General features: G+C 36.3%; 19 protein-coding genes, 1 other RNA gene, 1 pseudogene and 1 other annotated feature (1 of these 22 only partly in view). Of the genes and pseudogenes, 13 read left to right on the top strand and 8 right to left on the bottom strand.

Going from position 1 to position 25,138, the window contains the following annotated elements:
• Positions 1-59 precede the first annotated feature (59 nt).
• Positions 60-914: an Ebp pilus assembly class C sortase gene (srtC, locus tag IGK96_RS08945; RefSeq protein ID WP_033625699.1), complete on the top strand. Its 855-nt coding sequence runs from the start codon at positions 60-62 to the stop codon at positions 912-914.
• A 69-nt stretch (positions 915-983) separates the two neighbouring features.
• Here the strand turns inward: srtC and IGK96_RS08940 are convergent, their stop codons facing one another.
• The gene (locus tag IGK96_RS08940; RefSeq protein WP_002358125.1) at positions 984-1,277 is read right to left on the bottom strand and encodes a hypothetical protein; all 294 of its coding nucleotides are present in this window, start codon (positions 1,275-1,277) and stop codon (positions 984-986) included.
• 195 nt (positions 1,278-1,472) lie between these two features.
• On the opposite strand from IGK96_RS08940, the gene IGK96_RS08935 reads away from it, so the two are divergent.
• Both IGK96_RS08935 and tnpA read left to right on the top strand, forming a co-directional pair.
• Positions 1,473-1,676, top strand: coding sequence for a DUF378 domain-containing protein (locus IGK96_RS08935; protein WP_002381996.1), 204 nt, complete (start codon positions 1,473-1,475; stop codon positions 1,674-1,676).
• Between the two features lie 187 nt (positions 1,677-1,863).
• Positions 1,864-2,157: pseudogene (tnpA, locus tag IGK96_RS08930) on the top strand (IS200/IS605 family transposase).
• A gap of 155 nt (positions 2,158-2,312) precedes the next feature.
• Here tnpA and IGK96_RS08925 read toward each other — a convergent pair.
• The 3 genes from IGK96_RS08925 to IGK96_RS08915 all read right to left on the bottom strand — a co-directional run bounded on the left by IGK96_RS08925 (position 2,313) and on the right by IGK96_RS08915 (position 5,593).
• Positions 2,313-4,079 carry a collagen binding domain-containing protein gene (locus IGK96_RS08925; protein WP_104846633.1) on the bottom strand — a complete coding sequence of 589 codons (1,767 nt, stop codon included), beginning with the start codon at positions 4,077-4,079 and terminating at the stop codon, positions 2,313-2,315.
• A 704-nt stretch (positions 4,080-4,783) separates the two neighbouring features.
• Positions 4,784-5,150, bottom strand: a transfer-messenger RNA (tmRNA) gene (gene ssrA / locus IGK96_RS08920).
• A 137-nt stretch (positions 5,151-5,287) separates the two neighbouring features.
• Positions 5,288-5,593, bottom strand: coding sequence for a DUF898 family protein (locus tag IGK96_RS08915; protein WP_002360604.1), 306 nt, complete (start codon positions 5,591-5,593; stop codon positions 5,288-5,290).
• A 334-nt stretch (positions 5,594-5,927) separates the two neighbouring features.
• On the opposite strand from IGK96_RS08915, the gene IGK96_RS08910 reads away from it, so the two are divergent.
• From IGK96_RS08910 to IGK96_RS08900, 3 genes are all read left to right on the top strand, one after another.
• Positions 5,928-7,811, top strand: coding sequence for a collagen binding domain-containing protein (locus tag IGK96_RS08910; protein ID WP_104876138.1), 1,884 nt, complete (start codon positions 5,928-5,930; stop codon positions 7,809-7,811).
• A 124-nt stretch (positions 7,812-7,935) separates the two neighbouring features.
• Positions 7,936-9,531 carry an ATP-binding cassette domain-containing protein gene (locus IGK96_RS08905; RefSeq protein WP_104846631.1) on the top strand — a complete coding sequence of 532 codons (1,596 nt, stop codon included), beginning with the start codon at positions 7,936-7,938 and terminating at the stop codon, positions 9,529-9,531.
• Between the two features lie 69 nt (positions 9,532-9,600).
• Complete coding sequence (locus tag IGK96_RS08900; protein WP_104846630.1) at positions 9,601-10,335, top strand: class I SAM-dependent methyltransferase; 735 nt, start codon at positions 9,601-9,603, stop codon at positions 10,333-10,335.
• Here IGK96_RS08900 and IGK96_RS08895 read toward each other — a convergent pair.
• The 4 genes from IGK96_RS08895 to IGK96_RS08880 form a co-directional block, all read right to left on the bottom strand.
• Positions 10,332-10,733: a YxeA family protein gene (locus IGK96_RS08895; protein ID WP_002388016.1), complete on the bottom strand. Its 402-nt coding sequence runs from the start codon at positions 10,731-10,733 to the stop codon at positions 10,332-10,334. The genes IGK96_RS08900 and IGK96_RS08895 overlap by 4 nt on opposite strands.
• Before the next feature lie 109 nt (positions 10,734-10,842).
• Positions 10,843-12,195: an amino acid permease gene (locus IGK96_RS08890; RefSeq protein WP_002390076.1), complete on the bottom strand. Its 1,353-nt coding sequence runs from the start codon at positions 12,193-12,195 to the stop codon at positions 10,843-10,845.
• Positions 12,196-12,364: 169 nt separating this feature from the next.
• A complete protein-coding gene (locus IGK96_RS08885) occupies positions 12,365-12,550 on the bottom strand; it encodes a hypothetical protein (RefSeq protein WP_002358046.1) in 186 nt (61 codons plus the stop codon).
• Positions 12,551-12,730: 180 nt separating this feature from the next.
• A complete protein-coding gene (locus IGK96_RS08880; RefSeq protein ID WP_002390077.1) occupies positions 12,731-13,018 on the bottom strand; it encodes a hypothetical protein in 288 nt (95 codons plus the stop codon).
• 369 nt (positions 13,019-13,387) lie between these two features.
• Between IGK96_RS08880 and IGK96_RS08875 the strand changes: the two genes are divergently transcribed.
• From IGK96_RS08875 to IGK96_RS08845, 7 genes are all read left to right on the top strand, one after another.
• Positions 13,388-14,149, top strand: a complete 762-nt coding sequence (locus IGK96_RS08875) for a (Fe-S)-binding protein (protein WP_085443364.1) — start codon at positions 13,388-13,390, stop codon at positions 14,147-14,149.
• Between the two features lie 12 nt (positions 14,150-14,161).
• Positions 14,162-15,634 (top strand): LutB/LldF family L-lactate oxidation iron-sulfur protein, encoded by a 1,473-nt coding sequence (locus IGK96_RS08870; RefSeq protein WP_002365496.1) that lies wholly within the window; start codon positions 14,162-14,164, stop codon positions 15,632-15,634.
• Complete coding sequence (locus IGK96_RS08865) at positions 15,627-16,346, top strand: LutC/YkgG family protein (protein WP_085443365.1); 720 nt, start codon at positions 15,627-15,629, stop codon at positions 16,344-16,346. Before IGK96_RS08870 ends, IGK96_RS08865 begins: the two co-directional genes overlap by 8 nt.
• Positions 16,347-16,566: 220 nt before the next feature.
• Complete coding sequence (gene lepB / locus IGK96_RS08860) at positions 16,567-17,115, top strand: signal peptidase I (RefSeq protein ID WP_002358039.1); 549 nt, start codon at positions 16,567-16,569, stop codon at positions 17,113-17,115.
• A gap of 110 nt (positions 17,116-17,225) precedes the next feature.
• On the top strand, positions 17,226-20,816 hold the full coding sequence (locus IGK96_RS08855) for a PD-(D/E)XK nuclease family protein (RefSeq protein WP_085443366.1): 3,591 nt from the start codon (positions 17,226-17,228) through the stop codon (positions 20,814-20,816).
• The gene (gene addA, locus IGK96_RS08850; RefSeq protein WP_085443367.1) at positions 20,809-24,603 is read left to right on the top strand and encodes a helicase-exonuclease AddAB subunit AddA; all 3,795 of its coding nucleotides are present in this window, start codon (positions 20,809-20,811) and stop codon (positions 24,601-24,603) included. The genes IGK96_RS08855 and addA overlap by 8 nt, the downstream gene beginning before the upstream one ends.
• Positions 24,604-24,672: 69 nt before the next feature.
• Complete coding sequence (locus IGK96_RS08845; protein ID WP_002358035.1) at positions 24,673-25,017, top strand: winged helix-turn-helix transcriptional regulator; 345 nt, start codon at positions 24,673-24,675, stop codon at positions 25,015-25,017.
• 43 nt (positions 25,018-25,060) lie between these two features.
• Positions 25,061-25,138: a binding site (T-box leader), on the top strand; it runs 141 nt beyond the window's last position.

Here is a 25,138-nt window from a genome sequence, read left to right as displayed (position 1 = left end):
AAAGAGCCTGGGCCAATCACTGTCCCAGGCTTTCATGCTTTATTTTTAAGGAGGAAGCAATGAAGTCAAAAAAGAAACGTCGTATCATTGATGGTTTTATGATTCTTTTACTGATTATTGGAATAGGTGCATTTGCGTATCCTTTTGTTAGCGATGCATTAAATAACTATCTGGATCAACAAATTATCGCTCATTATCAAGCAAAAGCAAGCCAAGAAAACACCAAAGAAATGGCTGAACTTCAAGAAAAAATGGAAAAGAAAAACCAAGAATTAGCGAAAAAAGGCAGCAATCCTGGATTAGATCCTTTTTCTGAAACGCAAAAAACAACGAAAAAACCAGACAAATCCTATTTTGAAAGTCATACGATTGGTGTTTTAACCATTCCAAAAATAAATGTCCGTTTACCAATTTTTGATAAAACGAATGCATTGCTATTGGAAAAAGGAAGCTCCTTGTTAGAAGGAACCTCCTATCCTACAGGTGGTGCGAATACACATGCGGTCATTTCAGGCCATCGTGGTCTCCCTCAAGCCAAATTATTTACAGATTTGCCAGAATTAAAAAAAGGCGATGAATTTTATATCGAAGTCAATGGGAAGACGCTCGCTTATCAAGTGGATCAAATAAAAACCGTTGAACCAACTGATACAAAAGATTTACACATTGAGTCTGGCCAAGATCTCGTCACTTTATTAACTTGCACACCGTATATGATAAACAGTCATCGGTTATTAGTTCGAGGTCATCGTATCCCATATCAACCAGAAAAAGCAGCAGCGGGGATGAAAAAAGTGACACAACAACAAAATTTACTATTATGGACATTACTTTTAATTGCCTGTGCGTTAATTATTAGCGGCTTCATTATCTGGTACAAGCGGCGGAAAAAGACGACCAGAAAACCAAAGTAGTATGACGAAAAGGCTAAACATACTAAAAAAAAAAGAGTAAAAAAATAGCTTTTCAATTTTTAATCCTCCTTATCGTGCATAATTGAACCAGAGAAACAGAAGTATTAACGAAATAACTAAAAGAGCAAGCCCTGAATAAAAAGCGACAAAGGGCCAATCAATCGACTGTTTAAATTCCTGCCAAGTTTGGATTTTTCTGTTTTTTTTCGCGCTATCTTCAAGCGTGAGTAAATAATTCAATAGTAAGAGGAGCAGCAACACCGTGAAATCATTTGTGGTAAAAAGCACATGTAAAAATAGAATGACAAAGACAACACGGGATAACACTCGATTCCGCAAAATTAAAAATAACTTAGCACGCATAATAAACCACCATTTCTTATCAGAGATAATGAATCTGTTTTTGTCTACTCTTTAGTTATATCATAAAATTCTTAATAATGAAAAAATGATTCGAGAAAATAATTGAAAAAAAGTTTTTTTCCTGAATCATTATTTTCGTAAATAAAGAATAAACGTGTTACTCTTGGCTTATCAAATTTGGAAGGAGTGTTAAAAATGAAATATCTGGATATTATTGCTTTAATTTTATTGATTGTCGGAGGTTTAAACTGGTTATTAGTTGGTGCATTTAATTTTGATTTAGTTGCAACAATTAGTGGTGGTGCAACCACACCATTAGCAAAAATTATCTATATTATTGTCGGAATTTGTGCGATTTATTCTATTAAGTTTTTAGCTCCTTTGTTCCGCGAACCATAGGATTGATTTAAAAGATTTAGATAACGTGAAGTTATTTTGACTTAGTAATTGAGAGTTTCCTTGAGAAAGGGGACTCTTTTTTTTTATGCATTGAAAACCATCCACTATGCAAATGGTTTCTCGACCATCATATCAAAAGTTTTGAGGTAACCCTTATGAAAAAGGGCATAAAAAGTTTATACACAAGATGGAATGTAAGTATCATATTGTTTTTGCGCCAAAATATCGCTAGAAAGTTGTATACGAAACATATTCATATGCTAGTATGCATTCCTCCAAAATTAAGTGTCTACCAATTCATTCTGCATTTAAAAGGAAAAAGTAGCTCAATGATATTCGATAGACATACAGAACTAAAATATCGTTAGGAACATAAAAAATTTTGGTGTGGCGGTTACTATATGGGTACAGTAAAAAAAATAAAAAGCAGATAGAAGAATACATTCGTAATTAACTTTGTGAAGATTATGTAGCAGATTAACTAACAATGTTTGAAGATGTAGGTCCGTTCACAGGACAAAAAATACAAAAAATAAAATAGCTCCTTTCAGGAGCAGTGAGTAAATGTGGCGCGGCAGGTAATAGAGGTCACAGCCACAAAACAAACCACCCGTGTGAGCGGGTGGTTTTGATTATTTAATTTACTTTTTTATATTTAGAATAAACAGTAATTGAAGTGAAAAGAATGATTAGCAGACCCAGTAGGGTTAAAAACATATTGTTTGTTGTTCCTGCTTTAGGAAGTATTTTTTTCTCTTTCTCATTTACTGATGATAAAGATGAAACGGTTGTCATACTTGTGTCACTTGTTGTTTTTTGATTCGCTTGAGGGCTGTTTTTTTTCACAGCAGTTTTGTTTGTATCAACAGTGTTGCTTGTTTCTTTTTTGATTTTTTTAGAAGAAAGAGGTTTTTCTGTTGATGGAGTGTCTTTTAAATCTTTAATTTTATCGGATTCATCTTCAACAAGGTCTTCTTTTTCACCAATACGGCTTTCAGGTTGGTTTTTATCAACAGAGTTGTTCGTTTCATTCTCAACTTCTTTAGGAGGAAGAGGCGTTTCTGTTGATGGGGTGTCTTCTAAATCTTTGGTTTTATCAGACTCATCTTCAACAACTTCCTCTTTTTCACCGATATGGATTTCAGGTTGATTTTTATCAACAGAGTTGTTCGTTTCATTCTCAATATCTTTAGGAAAAAGAGGTTTTTCTGTTGATGGGGTATCTTCTAAATCTTTGATTTTATCGGATTCATCTTCAATAAAGTCTTCTTTTTCACCAATATGAATTTCAGGCTGACTTTTATCTGGTCCTTTTTCTGAAGGATTTTCTGAATCTTCAACTAATGGTTTTTCAGGAGTGGGGGTGTTATCTGGTAATGGTTCAACTGATTCGTTAGGAGTTTCAATCTCATGCTCATTAGGATCCTGTTTGTCTAAATCGCCATCTGCTTCTCCTTCAGCAAATAGATTTTTGACGCTAGTTGAATTTTTTTCTGTCATTCGCTCTTTGTTAAAAATTTGATAGTTTACGTCATAACTATTTTCAAAGAGCTCTTGTTTACGACCTTCAGTTGTAATGGTCGTAGTGTACATTATAGTAAATGAGGCTAAACGTGCATGGTCTTTCTTCAATCGAATAATAAAATTATTATCTGTTGAAAGTTCGATGGTGCCGAATCCTTTTTCCATGAAAGCGTTGAGAGTATAGGTAGTTGAACCTAAATAATTATTTACCGTAATATTGAAACTATCTTTGTTTAATAATTGACCAGATCCGTGAGTGTCAGAGATGACGATATCATCTGAAAGTTCTTCTTTGTTTAAATTTACATTTAAAAACCAACGGACCTTATCAGAGTCGCCTAGTAAATCCCCTGATTTGTAGAAAAATGGTTGAGTACTCGTTCCTGGATTTTGAGAAATGCCTCGGACAGTTACGGATTTTTTTTCTAAAGTTGTTCCAAAATTTGTTTCAATAGTGGCATCGGTTGTACTGTTAGTAACAGTTGATTTAATACCAAAACTAAAACTACCATGTACATGTTCTAGAAATTTTACACGATCATTGGCAGTTGCAACAATTCTGTCTTTGTATATAAGTGCTTCGCCTAAGTCGCTTAACAAAATTTTTCTTGGTGAACCGTCATTTTCAGTCATGCCCTCTAGCCCCGCTGGCATTGGAAAGGTCAATGTATCGCCAGGCTTGATATGATCTTTATATTTTTCACTAAATGTTATTTTGACAGAAGTTGTTTGTCCTTGAGATAAGTTAGTATCACTAAATTCAAATAGATCAACTATACCAGTTCCGACTAGCTCCTCTGCAGAAACAACTTGGTGGCTGTAAAAACTTCCAATAATAATAATTAGTAGAGAAAATGTATACTTTAAAAACTTGTTCAAAATGATCTTCCTTTTCTTTCTTTTTTTGTTATTTCTTTTCCTTTTTGGATATTACTTTGTTTTCCACTAAAAATATATAATAACTTATTTTTTTTAGTTAATAATTTATCATTTTTAACTCATATTCTAATGTAAACGATTTCTTCGTCTAGACCAATTGGTTGTTTTCACTAATTTAAAATAAGCTAATTAATATAACAAGTGTTTTCTTAAGGTTTTTTGTTAAGGGGAATTTTTATTGTGAAATTAAAGATTAAAAAATCAGGAGTGGATTATGGGTGTTTTTTTCTTGGTTCCTTTTAAAATAGTTTTTAGTTATAGAAAAAATTGTAAAAAATAAAAAAACTAGTCTGGGATTTCGTTATTATATTGTTATTTAATATGGTGAAAAGATATGTAGAGAATTTTTTAATTTAAAATATGGATATACAAATTTTTTTTTAGTTTCAATGCTATTCATTGTAGATTCTGAAGTTTATTATTCTTTGATGATAGTTGATTTAACGTTTTGTTTCTGGCTAATTTGAAGTGTATCATTGGATTACTCCAACCGTAAGAGTTGTTAAGTGGTAAGTTTTTCAGAGAATGAGTGCAAAATATTTTGCATTTCTCTACATTTTTATTTTTTTCTTGTAAAATAAAGAGAGCTAAAACCTCATAAAATAAAGGTTTTAGCTCTCTTTTGTTTTTCTCTACTTTTCTAAAAATGGAGACGGCGGGAGTCGAACCCGCGTCCAAACATATTGCCACTTAAATCTCTACGTTCATAGACACTCATTTAAAGGTTCGCTTTACAGCGTGCCGAGTGACAGGCATTCTGTATTGCTAGTCTGGTAAGCTCCTCTAAATTTTACAGACGGAAAAATTTAGCGTATCCCACTTCGATTAGGACCCTGACCCGAGCACATGGGCGATGCCGGGAGGATCTTCGCTAGCTGGTTTTTAGGCAGCTAAAGCGAAAGAATTGTTTTCGTTTTTAGCAGTTATATTTAACTGTAACGTTTTAACGTAGCCGTAACCTACGAAACGCAATTCAAGCTCAACTATGCCTGTCGAATCCGTAACGCCCCCGAAATAACATAAGTATCCCTTGATACTTATCAAAGTATAGCATAAATTCCTTGTTTTTTCAAAGAGTAGGATAACACTCTGTTAGATATTCATAAAAAGAGAAGGATGGACCGTAACTCAGTTCATCCTTCCTTTTTTTATGAAAGTGTATGGGTATGTTTTGTAATCCATTGTTGCAAACGGATATTCAACCAAAAACCATAAATTCCTAAAGTAATTATAGTTAATAAAAGCCATTTAATCCAATGACCGAATAATTGCATAGCTGTACCGTCAAAATAAAGGCGTTTACCATCAATAACGGTATGCTTGATTTTCCAGTTGTACATCATACAAATTCCCCAAGGTGCGCAAATGCCTAATGTAAAGACAGTAATCAAGGTTGCTAAAATTGAAGTCCCGATATACGTTGCTAAACCACCGTCAAAATATGAATTTTTCATTCTTTTCCTCCTTATCTCATAAACTTTATTATAACAAGAATAAATGGCCTGGGAAACAAAATGAGGATGAAATAAGTATTTTTATTCATTATTGATTCGAAATATGTTATTTATGCAACTCAAACTTAGCAATACTAGATATTTTGTAACAAATGTTATCTAATGTAACTACCATAATAAAACGTTTTCCTTAGGAAGTGAATTAGAAATTTAAAAAAAAGGCTACTTAAATGAGCATTAATATTGTGCGAGACATATCTTTTTGCTATTGTCAACTTCTGAAAAAGACCACTAAGTGGAAAAAATAAGAGAAAAGAAGGGTGAATAATTTTTTATGACAAAAAGTGTAAAATTTTTAGTGTTACTGTTGGTAATGATTCTACCAATTGCGGGGGCGTTATTGATAGGTCCAATTTCGTTTGGCGCCGAATTGAGCAAAAGTCCAATCGTTGACAAAGTAGAATTAGATCACACTACTTTATATCAAGGGGAGATGACCTCCATTAAAGTATCTTTTAGTGACAAAGAAAATCAGAAAATAAAACCTGGCGATACTATTACTTTAACTTTACCAGACGAACTAGTTGGAATGACCGAGAACGATGGCTCACCACGAAAAATCAATTTAAATGGTTTAGGGGAAGTTTTTATCTATAAAGATCATGTTGTAGCAACATTTAACGAAAAAGTTGAATCTTTACATAATGTGAATGGGCATTTTTCTTTCGGGATTAAAACGCTTATTACCAATAGTTCGCAACCGAATGTGATAGAAACGGATTTCGGAACAGCAACGGCGACTCAACGTTTGACGATTGAAGGAGTGACTAACACAGAGACTGGCCAAATTGAGCGAGACTATCCGTTTTTTTATAAAGTAGGCGATTTGGCTGGAGAGTCAAATCAAGTACGTTGGTTTTTAAATGTGAACCTCAATAAATCCGATGTCACTGAAGATATTTCAATTGCGGATCGACAAGGAAGTGGTCAACAATTAAATAAAGAGAGTTTTACATTTGATATTGTGAATGACAAAGAAACTAAATATATTTCACTTGCCGAGTTTGAGCAACAAGGTTATGGCAAAATTGACTTCGTGACAGATAATGACTTTAATTTACGTTTTTATCGGGATAAAGCACGCTTTACTTCCTTTATCGTCCGTTACACTTCGACAATCACAGAAGCAGGCCAACATCAAGCAACATTTGAAAATAGTTATGACATCAATTATCAACTAAACAATCAAGACGCAATGAATGAAAAAAATACATCACAAGTTAAAAATGTTTTTGTAGAAGGCGAGGCAAGCGGCAATCAAAATGTGGAAATGCCAACAGAAGAAAGTCTAGACATTCCTTTAGAGACAATAGATGAATGGGAACCAAAGACACCTACTTCGGAACAGGCAACAGAAACAAGTGAAAAGACAGACACAACAGAAACCGCAGAAAGCAGCCAACCAGAAGTTCATGTCTCACCAACAGAAGAAGAAAATCCAGATGAAAGTGAAACGTTAGGTACAATTGCACCAATCATACCTGAAAAACCAAGCGTAACAACTGAAGAGAATGGCACAACAGAAACTGCAGAAAGCAGTCAACCAGAAGTTCATGTGTCGCCAACAGAAGAAGAAAATCCAGATGAAAGTGAAACACTAGGCACGATTGAGCCAATCATACCTGAAAAACCAAGCGTAACAACTGAAGAGAATGGCACGACAGAAACTGCAGAAAGCAGCCAACCAGAAGTCCATGTGTCGCCAACAGAAGAAGAAAATCCAGATGAAAGTGAAACGTTAGGTACAATTGCACCAATCATACCTGAAAAACCAAGCGTAACAACTGAAGAGAATGGCACAACAGAAACTGCAGAAAGCAGTCAACCAGAAGTTCATGTCTCGCCAACAAAAGAAATTACTACAACTGAGAAAAAACAGCCATCCACAGAAACAACTGTGGAAAAAAATAAAAATGTTACATCAAAAAATCAACCACAAATACTAAACGCTCCATTAAACACATTGAAAAATGAAGGAAGCCCACAGTTGGCTCCCCAACTGCTTAGTGAACCAATTCAAAAATTAAATGAAGAAAACGGGAAACGAGAACTTCCCAAAACAGGCACAACAAAAACACCGTTTATGCTAATAGCAGGAACACTGGCAAGTACATTTGCCGTTTTAGGTGTAAGTTATCTACAAATCAGAAAGAATTAACAATAGAAAAGCCATCCAGCTTTCGCTGGGGGGCTTTTCTATTATCTGGAGATAAATTGCTGATAGGCGCCAATCAAAAACTATGCTACAGTAAGGTATGTACTGTTCGAAAAGGAGGGAGTAAATGACTAAAAAAATATGGTCGCACTTTCAGAAAAGCTTCACTTGGTACATTTTGATTGGTGTGATTGTTTCATTATGTAGTGCTTTAGCAATTTATTTTTTTCAACAGTTGTTAGATCATTATCAAAAAAGTTTCCAACTAGGGTTGTTAGTAGCGTATGGAACGACAATTATTTTAATTCCGCTATTGTCTTACTGTGAACAGAAACCGAAAGCTTACTTAACTAATGGCATCTATTTCTATTTGAAGAAATTAAGTTTAATAAAAATGAGCAAGATTTCCTATGAAGAATATCTAAAACTGGGAGCGGGAGCTTTACTACAAAAAGTAGAAGTTGGTGCAGCAGCTGGGAGAAATATCCACTTGAATTTTTATGGACGCTTATTTCGAGAGCTAATTCCAGAGACGTTATTTAATTTGTTTTTCATAGCATTGATTGATAAAAAATTACTACCAGCAATTCTAATTGGTTATGTGATTGTATTTATTTTAACCAAAATACTTTTGAAAACGCTACAAAACATGAAAGAAAAAACACTTATTTCCGAAGAAGCAATGAATGCTACTTTGATACGAGGGATGACAGAACTAGTAACTTTTAGAATTAATCGAAAATATAAAAAAGAGATTGAAAATTACGCGTTAATGGCAGAGGAAAATAGTCAAAATATAACAAAAATGACTATGATCCATGAATTTTTCTTTGGCTTTTTTGCCTTGTTAGTCGCACTAATCAAAGTAAGTATTGTCGTACTTAGTTTTACTAACGTCGTGACGCTAAGTTTAGGTGGACTTGTAGCGATAGTGATGTATATCGATCGAATTTATACGCCGATAGCCATATTTAATGTTTTATTTGTTCAATATAATTTGGATAAAGTAGCCTATCAGCGCTTGGAAGATTTTTATAAAAAAGAAGATGATCCTGATTTAGCGGTTCCAGGCAAAGCGTTACCTGAAATTCAAACAATTTCATTAAAAGATGTGTGTTTTAGCGTAGATAGTCAAACGATTATGTCCCAACAAAATCGACAATTTTCAATGAACAAAACCTATGGCTTGATTGGAAAAAGTGGGACAGGCAAATCTACCCTGATTAAATTGATTTTAGGATTATTGAAACCGACAGAGGGGACAGTTTATGTGAATCAATTTCCTCTAACACAATTTAATTTGGAAGATTATTATGAAAAAGTTTTTTATTTATCTCAAGATGTGCCAATATTTCAAGGAACGTTGAAAGAAAATATTGTATTGAATCAAGAAATTTCTGATGAACAAGTAATTGAAGCTATGTATCGTTTTCAGTTGGGGGAACTTTATGAACGGTTACCGGAAGGCTTAAACACTATTGTGAGTGAAAAAGGAATGAATTTTTCTGGTGGTGAAAAACAACGGATTGCTTTCACACGCTTAGTATTTACACAAGCAGAGATCCTTATTTTAGATGAGGCGACTTCTGCATTGGACGAAAAGACCGAAGAAAAAGTGTTACAAGAAGTACAAAAATTTACCCACAATAAGTTGACTATTTTGGTTACTCATCGACCTAAAACCCTGCGATTTGTAGATGAAATTATTGATTTAAATGAGTGAACTTGTTAGCTCTTTGGCGCTTCTTTTGCTACACTTTTTATAAGAATTGAGAGAAAGGGGCAATTGTTGATGAATAATAATGAGCAAGAATTAGCGGAATTTTGGGATGAATTTGCAGAAGAATATGAAGAAATTCAACAAGAATCGCCATTTCCAATTGCTCGAGAATTACGTGATTTCTTGGTCCAAGAAGGCATTTTTCCGTGTCAGACATTTCTGGATATCGCAGGTGGGACGGGACGATACTTACCTTTTTTTCAAGAGCAAGTCACGGAGTATACGCTAGCCGATATTTCTCAGAGAATGTTGGAGATTGCGGAAGCAAAAGCACAAAGCAACGTTGTTTTTCTTCACCAAAGCCAAGAAAGACTGATTGAGACTGGGAAAAAATTTCAAGTCGTTTTTTCAGCCATGAATCCTGCTTTGGATACGCCGGAAAAAGTTAATGCATTGTGCCAATTAAGTGAGAAATGGTGTCTTATATTTCGGCTAGTGGAAGAGCAAGATTCGTTATTTTCTCCTTTTGAGCAAGAGAGCAACCCGCAGTTAAATTGGATGGCAAAATACAAAGCATTTTTAAAAAAAGAACAGCGACCCTTTTTCACAAAAAAATTTTTCTTTGAAGCATCAGAAACTATTTCAAAAGACTTTTTCCGCAGCTATTTTGAAGAACAATGGTCACTTCCAAATTTAGAACAACGCATGCAAGAAATTTTTGGTTCTCATGAAATTAAGCAAAATCAGCATACCGTTATTTATGAATTAATTGTTATTTCATGTAAAAAAACAACCAGCGATGACTAATTATCGCTGGTTGTTTTTCGGTTATTTAATTGTGCGAAAGCTTTTTCTGGTATCTCTTTTTTATCAATTTTGACAGGAGATTGGATGATTCTTTTTTTACTAATGGTTGCTTCTATGTAAGCATTTGGTTCCAAAGGTTGAGGATTTTTGTCTGTCCGTTCGTAATCCATGACTTGCGTTTTTCCATTACTTTTAACAAAAGTTAATGCGTATTTTAATGAATATAGACCAGAGACTGGTTGTTTTTGATTGTTTAATGCTTGTTTTCTTTCAGGAATTTCTAGAGGAACTTGTGCATAGGCTTTTTCACCCTTATATGTATCTGCATAAAAACGATAGCTTATATAACCACCAACAATCAATACGCCAATCAATAAAATAGCGCCAATTTTTTTCATTTTTTCTCCTCCTAACAATTTACAAAAATAGTATAGCAAAAGAAGACGGCTTTTGAACATCGAAAAAACGAACAGTTATCTTACAAAACTGTTCGTTTTTTCGGTCTATTTAGCTTTCATCAGAGAGTAGAAAGGAATCATTTTTCTTACGATAACTAAAGAAAATAACAAAGTACAATAGGCCTGTTAAAAGAGTGACGCCTAACGAATTCGTAAATAAGATGCCAATAAAGATGAGGCCTAAAATGATTAAAGCAAGGAGATTAATACTTTTTTCAAAGAGAGACCCTCGTTTTAAAGAAAGAACAAACGCCGCAGCGCTAATTAAAATCCAAATTAGCAAGACAGTGTAAGAGAGAGAACCGGCTAAGTAACCAAATAATTCATCGCCAACAAAATAAGAAAGAATAACGCCCAGATATAAAACACTGGCGCAGAAGAAAACTGAACGTTGAGGTACTTGGTGCTTGTTTAAAACCGCAAGTTTACTCATGGGTCCTTTTTTATCTTTTAAGCGAAAATATAAAAGGCGAGAAGAGGCGTATACCCCAGAATTAATAGAAGAAAACAAGGCTAAAATAATCACAAAATTTACGATGTCAGCAGCAAAAGGAATATTCATTTTTTCAAAAACCATAACAAATGGACTCACCGTTGTGCCTGCTAATGTATTCCAAGGGAAAATAATCAAAAGTAAGAATAATGGAATGATATAGAAGGAAATAATCCGTCCCATCACACCACGAATCGCCTTAGGAATGGCTTTTTTAGGATCATCTGCTTCACTGACAGTGATCGCGATTAATTCTGAACCGCCATAAGAATAAATAACTACTAATAAAGAATTAACAATACCTTTCATGCCATGTGGGGCGAAGCCACCATGCTTGGTGATGCTTTGTAAAGTAGGGAAGACACCACTGCCTAGCATTTGCTGTCCCACTAGATAAACACCAAAAATAATTAACAAAATGATGACACTAATTTTAGCAAACGCCAACCAATATTCTGTTTCTGCAAATAAACGAACCGAGTAAAGATTGATGAGCGTCGTTAAAATAGCTAAAATGAAAACAAAAAACCAAGCAGGAATATTAGGAAACCAAAGTTGTAAAAAGGAAGCTGCGGCAACCGCTTCTGCGATAATATTAATTGTCCACATGGAATAATAAACCCAATCAATAAAATCAGCAGAATGTGCACCTAAAAATGGTCGAACCAAGCCAGACAAACCATGATGTGTGTCTCCGCCATCTAAAACAAGTTTTCCTAAACCACTCATGACGATGAAGAGAACAGCACCGCCAATTAGAAAGGCGATTAAAACAGAAGGACCAGCAATACCAATTGCTTCGCCACTTCCTTTAAAAAGACCTGCGCCAATCGCTCCCCCTAAGGCTAACATCGTAATGTGGCGCGAGCTTAATTGTTTTTTTAAGGTTGTTTGTTGTGTTTCACTCATAGGATTCTCCTTTAATTGAAAAAAATAATATGAAAATAACTTTCTTTATTATATACAATTTTCTGACAATTACAACTATTCTGTCAATGAAAATGAAAAAATAAGTGAAAAATATTATGAAAATAAAAAATCGAGCAATTTAAGTGATTAAAATCGCTCAATTTTTTTATTAATTTTTATTTTTTAATAGAGTCATAATTGTTAATGGAACAGTAATGACTACATAGCCGATGATACTAGCCACTACTAAATAAGCTATAGGACTCGAGAAATTAAATAAGTCCGTTAAAAGTATTGCGACAATCATTGAAATAGCATAACAAATGAATAATTGAATAAACCGCTTTGCAGACAAAAAATCACCTCTTCCTAATTAGTTAAAGTCTCTTTTCAATCATTTAGTATACACCTGAAAAGAAGAATAAACTATCATTAATTAAAAGAAAAAGTGAAACAACTAGCGGATTTTTTGTTCAGCTGATTATCTTAAGAATTAGAAAATGGGACATAAGTCATCTCGACTTATGTCCCATTTTCATTTATGACGTTGGCTTCGTGTAAATTGAGAAGTCTCGTCCTCTCTAGTGGTTGGTTTCTGTGTTCGTTGTACGGCTTGCTTTTCTGGCTCGCTCTTTTTTGCAACATCAGTCACAACGTTTGGCTTCTGAGAAGGGGGAACGGTTGTTTTTTTGTTTAAAGTTGGCGTAGTTCTTTTTGTTTCTTTCTTTTGTTTCTTTTTATTATTTTTATCATTTCCAGTGACTGTCAAATAGATAATCAGAAAAATCATTAGGATCGTTGCAACAATTAATAGAATAAACATGTTAAATGAAATGAACATGCATGGCCCTCGTTTCTCGTTTTTTCTTAGTTTACCAAAATTTCAAAATTTCGTCACTCTTTTCTTCAGAAAAAACGAATTTCAAAGGGGTTAAAAGAAACTTTTATAAAAAAGCCTCCTTTTTTGTGTGAAAATGCACAAAATTTCTGGAATCGTTTGCTGTTAAAACCAGATACTGGTAAAATAATTATTGTATAAGAATCATTTTAAAAAACGATTTTTGTTACAAATAACGTATTTGTTGAAAAGGCACTGTGAAGTAGTTAGAGACGACAGCCAAGTGACTTTTAATGACAGCCGCCCAATTAATTTCATGGAGCCTTTTCGTAGAAAACGAGGAGGTTATTTTGCGTGAAAGTGAGTATATTTTCGACATGCGTGGTGGATCTACTTTTTCCAAATGTAGGGCAAGCAATGATAGAGGTTTTGGAACGTTATGGCTGTGAAACGGTTTTACCAACAAGCCAAACGTGTTGTGGTCAGCCAACGTACAATAGTGGCTATGTGACAGAGAGCACGACAACGCTTAAGAATCAAATTGATAGTTTTGACGGTGCCGATTATGTGGTGGGACCTGCGGGGTCTTGTGTCGGCATGATGAAAGAATACCACAAATTTTTAGCAGATGATCCTATTTATGGGCCAAAAGCACAACGTTTAGCTGAGCGAACTTACGAGTTTAGTCAGTTTCTTTATCGTGTCTTAGGGGTCAAAGATGTTGGCGCAACGTTACATGGGAAAGCCACTTATCATCGTTCTTGTCATATGACGCGAATTTTAAATGAACGAGAATCGCCCTTTGTTTTGTTGGATCATGTGAAAGGATTAGAAATGATTCCTTTAGGACATCTTGAAAATTGTTGCGGATTTGGCGGAACGTTTTCAGTGAAAATGCCAGCTATTTCTGAACAAATGGTGACGGAAAAAATGAACGATGTGATTGATACGGGCGCAGAAATTTTAATTAGTGCGGATATGGGTTGCCTGATGAATATCGGGGGTAAATTCAATCGTGATGGGAAAAAGATTAAGATTATGCATATTGCAGAAGTCCTTAATCATGAAGTGGATGAAGCACGCATGGATCAACCGCAAATCATATCGGTAGGGTAAGGGGGAAGAACTGTGGGATTATCAACGAGCAATAAGCCGTTAAGTGAACGAATTGAAGAAAGTAAAAAAGATGTGTTTATGCAAAAGGCTGTCGCTAAAGCACAAGATGCCCAATGGGAGAAACGAGAAGGTGCGCGGGAAGCTTTAGGCAATTGGCCACAATGGCGTGAACTGGGAGAACAAATTCGCCAACATACAATTCAGTATCTGCCTGACTATTTAGAAGAGTTCAGTGATAACGTCGCCAAACGAGGTGGCAAAGTCTTTTTTGCTCAAACCGCCGAAGAGGCCAATGAATATGTGAAACAAGTGGTTCTAGAAAAAAAGGCGAAAAAAATTGTGAAATCTAAATCAATGGTGACGACCGAAGTCGATATTGATCCAATGTTATTGGGATTAGACGATGTCAGTGTGATGGAAACAGACTTGGCGGAATTCATTTTACAAATGGATGACTGGGATGAGCCGTCACATATTGTTTTCCCAAGTATTCATAAAAATCGCGAACAGATTCGTCAGGTTTTTGCGAAAAAATTAGGGTATCAAGGAGATAATGACCCGGTAAATTTGGCACGCTGTGCACGAGAAGTGATGCGCAAATTCTTTTTGGAAGCGGAGATTGGCATTACAGGTTGTAATTTCGCTATTGCGGATAGCGGCTTAATTAACTTAAATACAAATGAAGGAAATGCTGATTTGACCATCAGTATTCCTAAGACACAAATCGTGTTAATGGGAATGGAAAGAATCGTACCAACAATGCGTGAAGCAGAGGTTTTAGATAACCTTTTAGCCAGAAGTGCCGTTGGTCAAAATTTAACAACGTATGTGACGTTTGCCGGGCAAAAAAATGCGGATGAATCCGATGGTCCAGAAGAATTTCACGTGGTCATTTTGGATAACGGACGTTCAAAAGCGTTAGGAACAGCCTTTCAGCCAGTCTTACAGTGTATTCGTTGTGGGTCTTGTCTGAACGTTTGTCCGGTCTATCGCCATATTGGTGGGCACGGTTATGGCTCTATTTATCCAGGCCCAATTGGTGCTGTGCTTTCTCCAATTTTAGGTGGATATAAACAGTTTGGGGAATTGCCTTATGCGTCTAGTCTTTGTGGGGCATGTACGGAAACGTGTCCTGTGAAAATTCCATTGCACGAATTATTAATTGAACATCGTAAAGTGATGACCGATGATCTGAAAATGAAACATGGATTTGAAGATTTCCAAATGCGTATGGTAGGTAAAGCCACTGGTTCACCAGCAATGTTTAAAGCAGCCATGAAAGTCGATCATGCTGCAGCGGGCATTTTAAGTAAACAAAAAGACATTACTGTTGAAAACATGTACAATCATGGGGGCTACCTTGATAAAGGACCAGGGTTAGTAAAAGGTTGGACCGATGTTCGTGATTTGCCAAGACCACCAAAATCTTCAGAAAACTTCAGAAGTTGGTTCAAAAAACATCAAGAAGGTGAAAAAAATGACTAACGAAGCGATTCAAAATCGAGAACCTTTTTTACAAAATCTACGAGAAAAATTAGGCGTAGAAAAACAGCCTGTTTCGGCCCATCCATTTGAGCCAGTTAATCATTTACCAGAAGAACAGTTGGCAGATAAAACACCAGCAGAGCTATTAACGATTGTGAAAGAACGTGTGGAAACGATTCACACGAACTTAGTGGAAACCACACAAGAAAATTTACTGACGACGATTCAGCAAATTGTTGCTGAGTTTGGTGGGGGCAATCTTTTATTGCCAACAGATGCACGTTTTGAAGCCTATGGATTAGCTGATTTAGCTAAGTCATTAGAGGCTGTTTCTGTTAAGCAATGGCAACCTGGAAGTGAGCAACGAGAAGCGAATATTCAAACAGCTGCTCAGGCAAATATTACGATTGCCTTTGCTGAGTTTTTACTAGCTGAATCAGGAACGATTGTGGTGGAGTCCAATGCGGGGCAAGGCAGAGCTTTACACTTTTTACCGAAGCATTACATTTCAATTATACCGTTTAGCAAACTCGTTCCACGTTCGACTCAGCCAGCAGCTTTTTATACAGAAAAAATAGAAAAAGGCGAAAAAATCGGCTCAGCGATTCACTTTATTTCAGGGCCTTCTAATTCAGGAGATATTGAAATGCAACTGGTTGTCGGGTTGCATGGTCCTTTAGAAGTTTGTTACGTGGTTGTGATGGATCGCTAAAACGCTAGAAGCATAATCAATTCAGCCCTTTTTAGAATTGATTATGCTTTTTTTATGAGCAGGATCAAAAAAGTAAGAATCAAATTTGAAAGAAATACGTTTTTTTTCTGACCATTTTGTAAAAAAAGCGTACATAAAAATTAATTGGGTGTTAAGCACTATAGGATTGATTTACTTTGTGGTAGAATATGAGACATAAGATAATAAGGTTTTTGGAGGAATGAGTTTGAAATCAAAAGAATTAATTAAAACAGTCGTCTTTTTTGCCTGTTTAGCTTTGGGTCTGTTTTTACTGAGACAATTTGTATTTACGCCTGTCGTAGTGAGAGGTCATTCAATGGATCCAACGTTAGCAGATGGTGAACGGGTAATTACGTTAAAAAACACAGAAATTAATCGTTTCGATATTATTACTTTCCCAGCGCCAGATGAACCAGATAAAAATTATATTAAACGTGTGATTGGTTTACCTGGAGATACAATTGCGTACAAGGATGATACGTTGTACATCAATGGAAAAGAAGTTGACGAACCCTATTTAGATGAATTTAAAAAAGCCTTAACAGATGGTCAACCTTTGACAGGCGATTTTTCATTAAAAGAAAAAGTACCAGCAGATAGCTACTTTGTTTTAGGTGATAATCGACGGAATTCAAAAGACGGTCGTGTCATTGGTTTTATTCATAAAAAAGATATTTTGGGTGAAGTGAAATTTGTGATGTGGCCATTCTCACGGTTTGGTCCAATACCAGAAGTGTCAAAACAATAAAAGAGACAATGAGTAAAAGAGAAGGACGGAAATGTGTAAAAACAAACACATGTTTCCGTCCTTCTTTTGTGGTAAAATAAAGGCAGTGCAAAGGAAAAGGATGTGAAACCATGAGTGTGCAGTTTATTAGAGGAACCGCCGTGGCAGACTTAGAAGCGCCACTTATACAGGCGACAAAACAATGGCTAGAGGAAGACGCACAGCATGAAGTATTCTATTTAGTCCCGAACCATATTAAGTTTGAGCAAGAAATTCAAGTCTTGCAAAAGTTACGTCAATTACAGACAACTACGTCTGATTCAATAACCAGTACCCGTCTGCAGGTTTTTAGTTTTTATCGTTTGGCTTGGTACTATTTACAACATACACCTTTTTACTCGGCAGATGTTTTATCTGACGCAGGTGCTGCGATGATTTTTCGCAAAATTTTAGTAGAAGCAGAAGAAGAGTTACAAATTTTTAGAGGTGAAATTAACAAGCCTGGCTTTATTCAGCAACTATCTCAGCTTTATCAAGAAATGCGCGAAGGCAATATTGAGATTGCGGAGCTTTATCCATTTTTAGAAAAACAAACGGAGAACCCTGAAGGACAAGATTTACAACTTAAGTTTCAAGATTTAACGTTAATTTTTACGCGATTCCAATTACAAATGAGTCAGTATGGCTATGAATCAGCGGAGATTATTCAACATTTAAGCGAGTATTTACAAACGGTTGATTTGTCGAATGTTCAATTCGTTATTTCAGGCTATCAGCAGTTTACTGCCAGAGAATTAAAGTTGATTGAAGTGCTAATGACGCAAGCAGGTTCTGTGAAAGTAGCCCTTTTATTGGACAAACAATATCCGCATGACTTACCTGATCCGCGGTCGTTATTTTATGAAGCGGGACAAACCTATCATCAGCTTTATCAACTAGCAAGGCAGAAGCAAATCCCGATTCTTTCAGATTATGTGGAAAAGAAAGAGGTATTAATTACAAATCCAGACTTGCAAGGATTAAACGATTATTGGATTCAATCACAAGAACACCTGCCTCTATTAAGCACATCTGACTGGAGTGGCGATGGCTTATTTCTGTGGCGTGCTGAAAACGTTAAAGAAGAATTAACACATGTTGCAACTGAAATTCGCCGTTTAGTAGTGGAAGAAGGGTATCGGTACAAAGAAATTCAGGTGTTGACTCGTGATTTAGATTGTTATGAAAATTTATTAGAACCGATTTTTGCGGAACACGAGATTCCTGTTTATGTCGACCGAGATATGGCTATGGATCGGCATCCTTTAGTCGAATGGATTGAATCTTTATTTGCTATTCATTCGTACAATTATCGTTATCGCGATGTGCTCCGTTTTTTGAGAACGGAATTATTTATGCCAATGAATCAACTCGCTACTTCTGAAGAAAGCTTGACTGATTGGTTAAACCAACGGAACGCTTGGCGCAGAAAAGTTGATATTACCGAAAATGTAGTCCTGGCATACGGCTATGAAGGTTATTATTGGTCGCAAGAAAAAGATTGGGAATTTATTCGGTATGATTTTGAAGCGGAAGAGCAAGAAGATGTCGCTACGATGGAAGAAGAGTCAAATGCGATTCGTCAATCGCTTCAACGGCTGTTACCTAGTTACTTTCAAGCAATGATAAGTGCCAAAACTGGTTTGGAAGCAGCGACCGTCTTCTATCACTTTTTACTGCAAAGTGGTGTGGCAACACAATTAAAAATGTGGCGCTTACAAGCTATCGAAGCCGGTCAACTAGAAACAGCTCGTAACCATGAACAGACTTGGGATGCATTGATGTCATTACTAGATGAATACGTCACTGTTTACGGAGAAAGTTCGTTTGATTTTACAACGTTTCAAGAAATATTTGTTAGTGGTTTGGAAGGTTTGCACTATAGTAAAGTGCCGACAGCGATTGACCAAGTACAAGTTCGCGCAATGGATTTAACTCGACCTGGCGCTGCCAAGGTTACTTTTGCTATTGGGATGACGGAAGAAATTTTTCCACAAAAGATTGAAAATAAAACACTATTGTCTGATGAAGAACGGCAGACAATCAATGATACTTTAACGGAAAACCAATATTTACGTGGGACAACCGGACGCAATATTGCGCAAGAACCTTATGTTGCGTATCTCGTCTTTTCTTCAGCGCGAGAACGGTTATATTTAACCTATCCAAGTGTTAAAGACACCGCTCAAGAAGTCAAACCGTCTCCTTATTTTAAAAATATCCAAAAAGATTTAAACTTGCCCGTTTTTGAAAAAAATGAAACAACCATTTTCGATGATGAAACGACCAGTTTAGCCCATATTAGTACGTATCGGACGTTAATCGGTGAATTAACGCGTTTGAAAAGACAACGGAAAGAAACACAAGAAGGATTGTTGCCTTTCTGGTTAAATATGGAAAAAGCGCTAATGAACCAATCAATTGCACCGCTAGCCAAGCAAGTTTTCGAAAGTTTAACGCATCAAAATATTCCTGAAAAGATTGATGAGGTCTTAGCAGAACCTTTATATGGTAAAGATATTTATACATCCGTTTCTCGGATGGAGAGTTTTTATCGCTGTCAGTATCAATACTTTTCTCGCTATGGCTTACGTTTGAAAGAAAGAGATGTCTTTGGGCTTTCGCCAGCAGCTACAGGGGAATTTTTCCATGAAGCATTGGATCAGTTCTTTAAATTATTGATTATGAATCAACGGAACTTATCTGAATTAACCGATCAGGAAGTCAATTTATTGGCGGAGGAAGTACTAAATAGTATTTTAGGGGATGCACGTTTTTCTGTATTAACGACCTCTAGTCGCATGAACTATATTCGCTATCAATTGAGTCAAACAATTAAAAAAGTCAGTTGGGCGCTGAAACGCCAAAGCCAACGAAGTGGCATGACGACTGTTCAAACGGAAGTGTTATTTGGCCAAATTGCCGCTAAAAAAGGAATTTCTGGTTTGGAATTACCATTAAAAAATCAAGGGAAAATTCATGTTCGGGGGAAAATCGACCGGATTGATCAATTGGTTACACCCGAATCAACCTATTTAGGTGTGATTGATTATAAATCGAGTCACCGTAAATTTAATATTACAGAAGCGTATTACGGCTTAGCCATGCAAATGCTGACGTACTTGGATGTGGCTTTAATGGATGCTGTGCAATTAGTTGGTCAAGAAGCTAAACCTGCTGGCTCACTTTATCTGCATGTACACAATCCTACGTTATCTTATGAAGGCAAAGACGACATTGAACAACAAATGCTTAAAAAATATCAGTTTGATGGTCTTTTGATGAAAGACCCAGATTTATTGGATCATTTAGATACGAGTCTGCAAGCTAAACAAAGTTCGTTGCTGTTTCCGATTGAAGAATCCGCCAAAGAACAAATTAAACCTGGTCGTCGCCAAGAAGATAAATTTGTGACAGAACCAGAATTAGGCGCCTTGCTTTCCCATAACCGAAATAAATTTATTGAAGCGGGGAATCAAATTATTGGCGGCGAAGTTCAACTTAATCCCGCTTATCAAGGCAAGGAACGGATTGCTTGTCGCTATTGTCCGTTTCGAAGTGTCTGTGATTTTGATGTGATGTTAAAAGAAAATAATTATCATCGTATTGAGAATTTATCCAAAGAGGAAATTATGGCGCGCTTGTTAAACAAAGATGAGGAAGGAGCAACCGAAGATGAGTAAAACAATTCCACTACGTCCAGCCAATGAGCAATTCACCGACAGTCAATGGCAAGCGGTGTTTGATGGCGATGAAAATATCTTAGTTTCTGCTTCGGCTGGCTCAGGAAAAACCACCGTTTTAGTCCGCCGTGTCATTGAAAAAGTCAAAAGCGGCGTCGATATCGATCGTCTCTTGATTGTGACGTACACTGAAGCCGCCGCCCGTGAGATGAAAGAACGTATCCAAGTGGCTTTACAAAAGGCAATGAATGAAGAACAAGATCCAGAAAGAAGACGGCATTTTTCTCGTCAAATTGCTCTTTTGCCAACAGCCAATATCAGCACGTTACATGCCTTTTGTTTAACTGTTATTCGTCGTTTTTATTATTTAATTGACATAGATCCGGTTTTTCGGATGTTAACAGATGAAACAGAAACATTGTTATTAAAAGAAGATGTTTGGGATGCATTACGTGAACAATTTTATGCGGAAAATCAAGAAGAATTTTACCAATTAACAGCGAATTTTTCCAATGACCGTAGTGATGACGGACTCACTAACTTAATTTTTTCTTTTTATGAATTTGCCAAAGCCAATCCTGATCCAGAGGCGTGGATTAATGGCTTAACACAAGCCTACGAAGTAGGGGATCAGCTAGGCGAATCAACGTTATTTCAGACGTATTTAAAACCGCTAGCTGTTGAGACGTTACAACGAACTCTTCAGCGTTACGAAGAAATGGTGACCTTAACAGAAGGCGAAGAGAAACTTCAAAAGATTTGGTATTTAGCTCAAAATGAAAAGGAACAAACAAAACAATTTTTACAATTTTTAGAGAGAAATGATTTAGAGAGCGCCTATAATTTGACTGAATTGTTGAGCTTTGACCGCTACCCAACGGTTCGTGCCGAAGAGTTGAAACCAACCGCGGAACAAGCCAAACAGTTACGAGAACAAAATAAAAAAGCGTTAAATGATTTGAAAAAGCAACTGTTTACACTTTCTCCAGATGCCATGAAACAAGTCTTGAAAGAGGCCACGCCCATTGTTCAAGAAATGGCTCACGTGGGGAAACAATTTATGGAGGCCTATGGCGCAGAAAAACGGCTTAAAAATTTAGTGGATTTTAACGATTTAGAACATTATACGTTAGCTATTTTAGCGAAAAATCAGGCAGATGGCTGGCAAGCATCAGAAGCCTCTCTTTACTATCGCGAAAAATTTGATGAAGTGTTAGTCGATGAATACCAAGATATCAATCAATTACAAGAATCTATTTTGTATTGGTTGCGCCGCCCGCTTAGCGCAGAAGGAAACCTTTTTATGGTAGGGGATGTGAAACAGTCTATTTATTCTTTCCGCTTGGCAGATCCTACATTGTTTATTGAAAAATACAATCAGTATGGGCAAGGCAAAGAGGGCAAACGAATTATTCTAGCTGAAAATTTTCGTTCCCGCAAAGACGTTTTAGACTTTACGAATTTAGTATTTAGTCAATTAATGGATGAGCGAGTAGGCCAAATTGCTTACGATGAGTCAGCCGCTTTGGTTCATGGCTTTGATCAATTTTCGGAGGCGGCTGATTATTCAACTGAATTGCTAATTTATGAAAAAAAAGCAACAGAGTCAGTTGAATTTCCAGAATTACAATCCCCTGAGTTGTTGATTGAAGATAAGACAGAAGGGGAACTTTACGTTACTGCTTTGAAAATTCGTGAATTAATTGACCAAAATTTCTTAATTTATGATAAAAAGCTGAAAACGGATCGACCGATTACTTATCAAGATATTGTCTTATTAACGCCTACGAAGAAAAATAATTTAACTATTTTAGATGTTTTTAAATCATTAGAAATTCCAGTTCAAGTCAATGATGCTCAAAATTATTTCCAAGCAACGGAAATTCGTACAATGATTGCCTTGCTTCAATTGATTGATAATCCCTATCAAGACATTCCTTTGGCAGCTGTGTTACGTTCACCAATTGTTGGATTAAAAGAAAACGAATTAGTGCTTATTCGTTTGGCTAATAAGGAAACCAGTTACTACGAAGCATTTTTAACGTTTAATCAAAAGATGGAACCAACCATGGAGGAAGCAGTTGTTCAGGAAAAAACTATACGTTTTGCTGAATCATTAGAAAAATGGCGGGAACAGGCTCGACGCAACCAGCTTAGCAACTTGCTGTGGACAATTTATCGGGAAACGGCCTATCTTGATTATGTTGGCGGGTTGCCTGTTGGCAAACAACGCCAAGCCAATTTATATGCGTTGGTCGATCGGGCCGCGGCGTATGAAAAAACAACCTTCCGCGGATTATTTCAATTTGTTCGCTTCATCGAAAAAATGCAAGAAAAAGACAAAGATTTAGCAGAACCAGTCGTTTTAAGTGAAGAGAATGCCGTACGCGTCATGACGATTCACGCTAGTAAAGGGTTAGAATTTCCGGTGGTATTCGTTTTAGATATGACCAAAGAATTTAATGTCAGTGATTTGAATGAACGCTATATCTTTGAAGAAAATTTAGGGGTAGGCATTCGTTATTTACAACCTGAAGAACGAGTTATGTACGATACTTTACCATTTTTGGCGATTAAACAAGTACGATTGAGAAAATTACTATCCGAAGAAATGCGGAAGTTATATGTGGCGTTGACACGTGCAGAACAGAAACTTTTTCTGGTGGGCTCCTATAAAGACCAAGCGGCGATGTGGAAAGAGTGGCTGAAAGTTGGCGATGTAGAAACACTGGTGCTACCAGCTGAAAATCGCTTGCAAAGTAAAAGTAGTTTAATGAATTGGGTTGGGATGACATTGGTACGCCATCAAAAAGCCGCTGAATATCAGCAAGAGGTAGTAGTAAGTAACGTTCCGCAAGTTAAAAAGCACCCAGCTAACTTTCATATTCAGTGGTTCAACGAAGAACAACTACGAGCAGCCATTCAGCAATTACAATTGCCAGAAAGACAAGCAGAGGATTTAGCCGAAAAAGCGCAATTATCTGCTGACAAAATCAATCGTGGCCTTGCACGGTTAAGTTTCAACTATCCGTTTGAAGTGGCTACTCGGACCACCAGTTATCAGTCTGTTTCTGAAATCAAGCGAGTATTTGATGACCCCGATAACAAAGAAATTGGTAAAATTGAGGTTCGGGAAGACAATACTATTCAAGCGCAACCGTTGATTGTCAATCGAATGATTGAAGGAGATTTAAGTAAGCCTAAATTTTTAGATACGGTTCAAGCGCCCTCAGCAGCTGAAATTGGGACAGCAACTCATTATTTATTACAACTAATTGATTTAAGTAAGCAACCTTCTTACGAGGAAGTGCGAGCTGTTCAAGAACGCTTAGTGGAAAATAAATTGATTTTACCAGCAATTGCTGAAAAAATGAATCTGGAACAAATCGTGGCCTTCTTTGACACCGCCTTAGGAAAACAATTGATTCAACACCATCAAACCGTTAGAAGGGAACAACCTTTTTCTATGCTGATTGAAGCTGAAGAGCTTATTCAAAATTATCCAGAAACGACACAAGATGATTTATTAATTCATGGGATTATTGATGGCTATATCGAATTAGACAATCAATGCATTTTGTATGACTATAAAACCGATCATGTAAAAGGCACCTCTCCCCAAGCGATTTCTGAAATTGTCGAACGGTATCGTGGACAGATGAATCTTTATCGTAGAGCGCTACAAGAGGCAACGCATAAAGAGGTGTCGCACGTCTATTTAATTTTATTAAATGGAGGAGTAATTATTGACATGCAGACAGGAAATGTTGTAGATTTTATAAAGTAGAAAAAATTAGAAGCAGAAACACTTACATTTTGTAAGGAATGTGCTATACTCATTGAAGAGGTGAGGAAGATGGAAAAAGTAAAAACAGAATCGTTTGTACTTTGTCCCAAATTTGAAAAATCATTTTCAATACTTGGTAAAAAATGGAATGGTTTAATTATTGATGTTTTATTAGAACGAGGTCCTCAACGTTTTGGCGAATTAAAAGAAAAAATTCCAATGTTAAGTGATCGTGTTTTAGTAGAGCGATTGAAGGAACTAGAAGCTGAAGGAATTATCACCAAAGCTGTTCGTTGCGGTGAAGGAAATCGCTTAGAATATTTCCTGACCGAAAAAGGCGAAGACTTGCAATTAGCAATGGAACAAATTCAACATTGGGCAGAAAAATGGGTAAAAGACGAAGAATGCAGTTGACCGCAAGCAAAACTTCTTGTAAACTAAACGTAATTAAATAACTAAAAAAACAGTGATGGAAACAAGTAGTTTGAATTGACGTGTTTTAGGGAGAGTCAGCCAGAGACTGGAAGCTGATTTA

This window comes from Enterococcus sp. DIV0682, assembly GCF_051712685.1.
Lineage (GTDB): Bacteria > Bacillota > Bacilli > Lactobacillales > Enterococcaceae > Enterococcus > Enterococcus faecalis.
The sequence above is the reverse complement of the archived record's forward strand: the minus strand, read 5'-3'. Positions and strand labels throughout refer to the sequence as shown.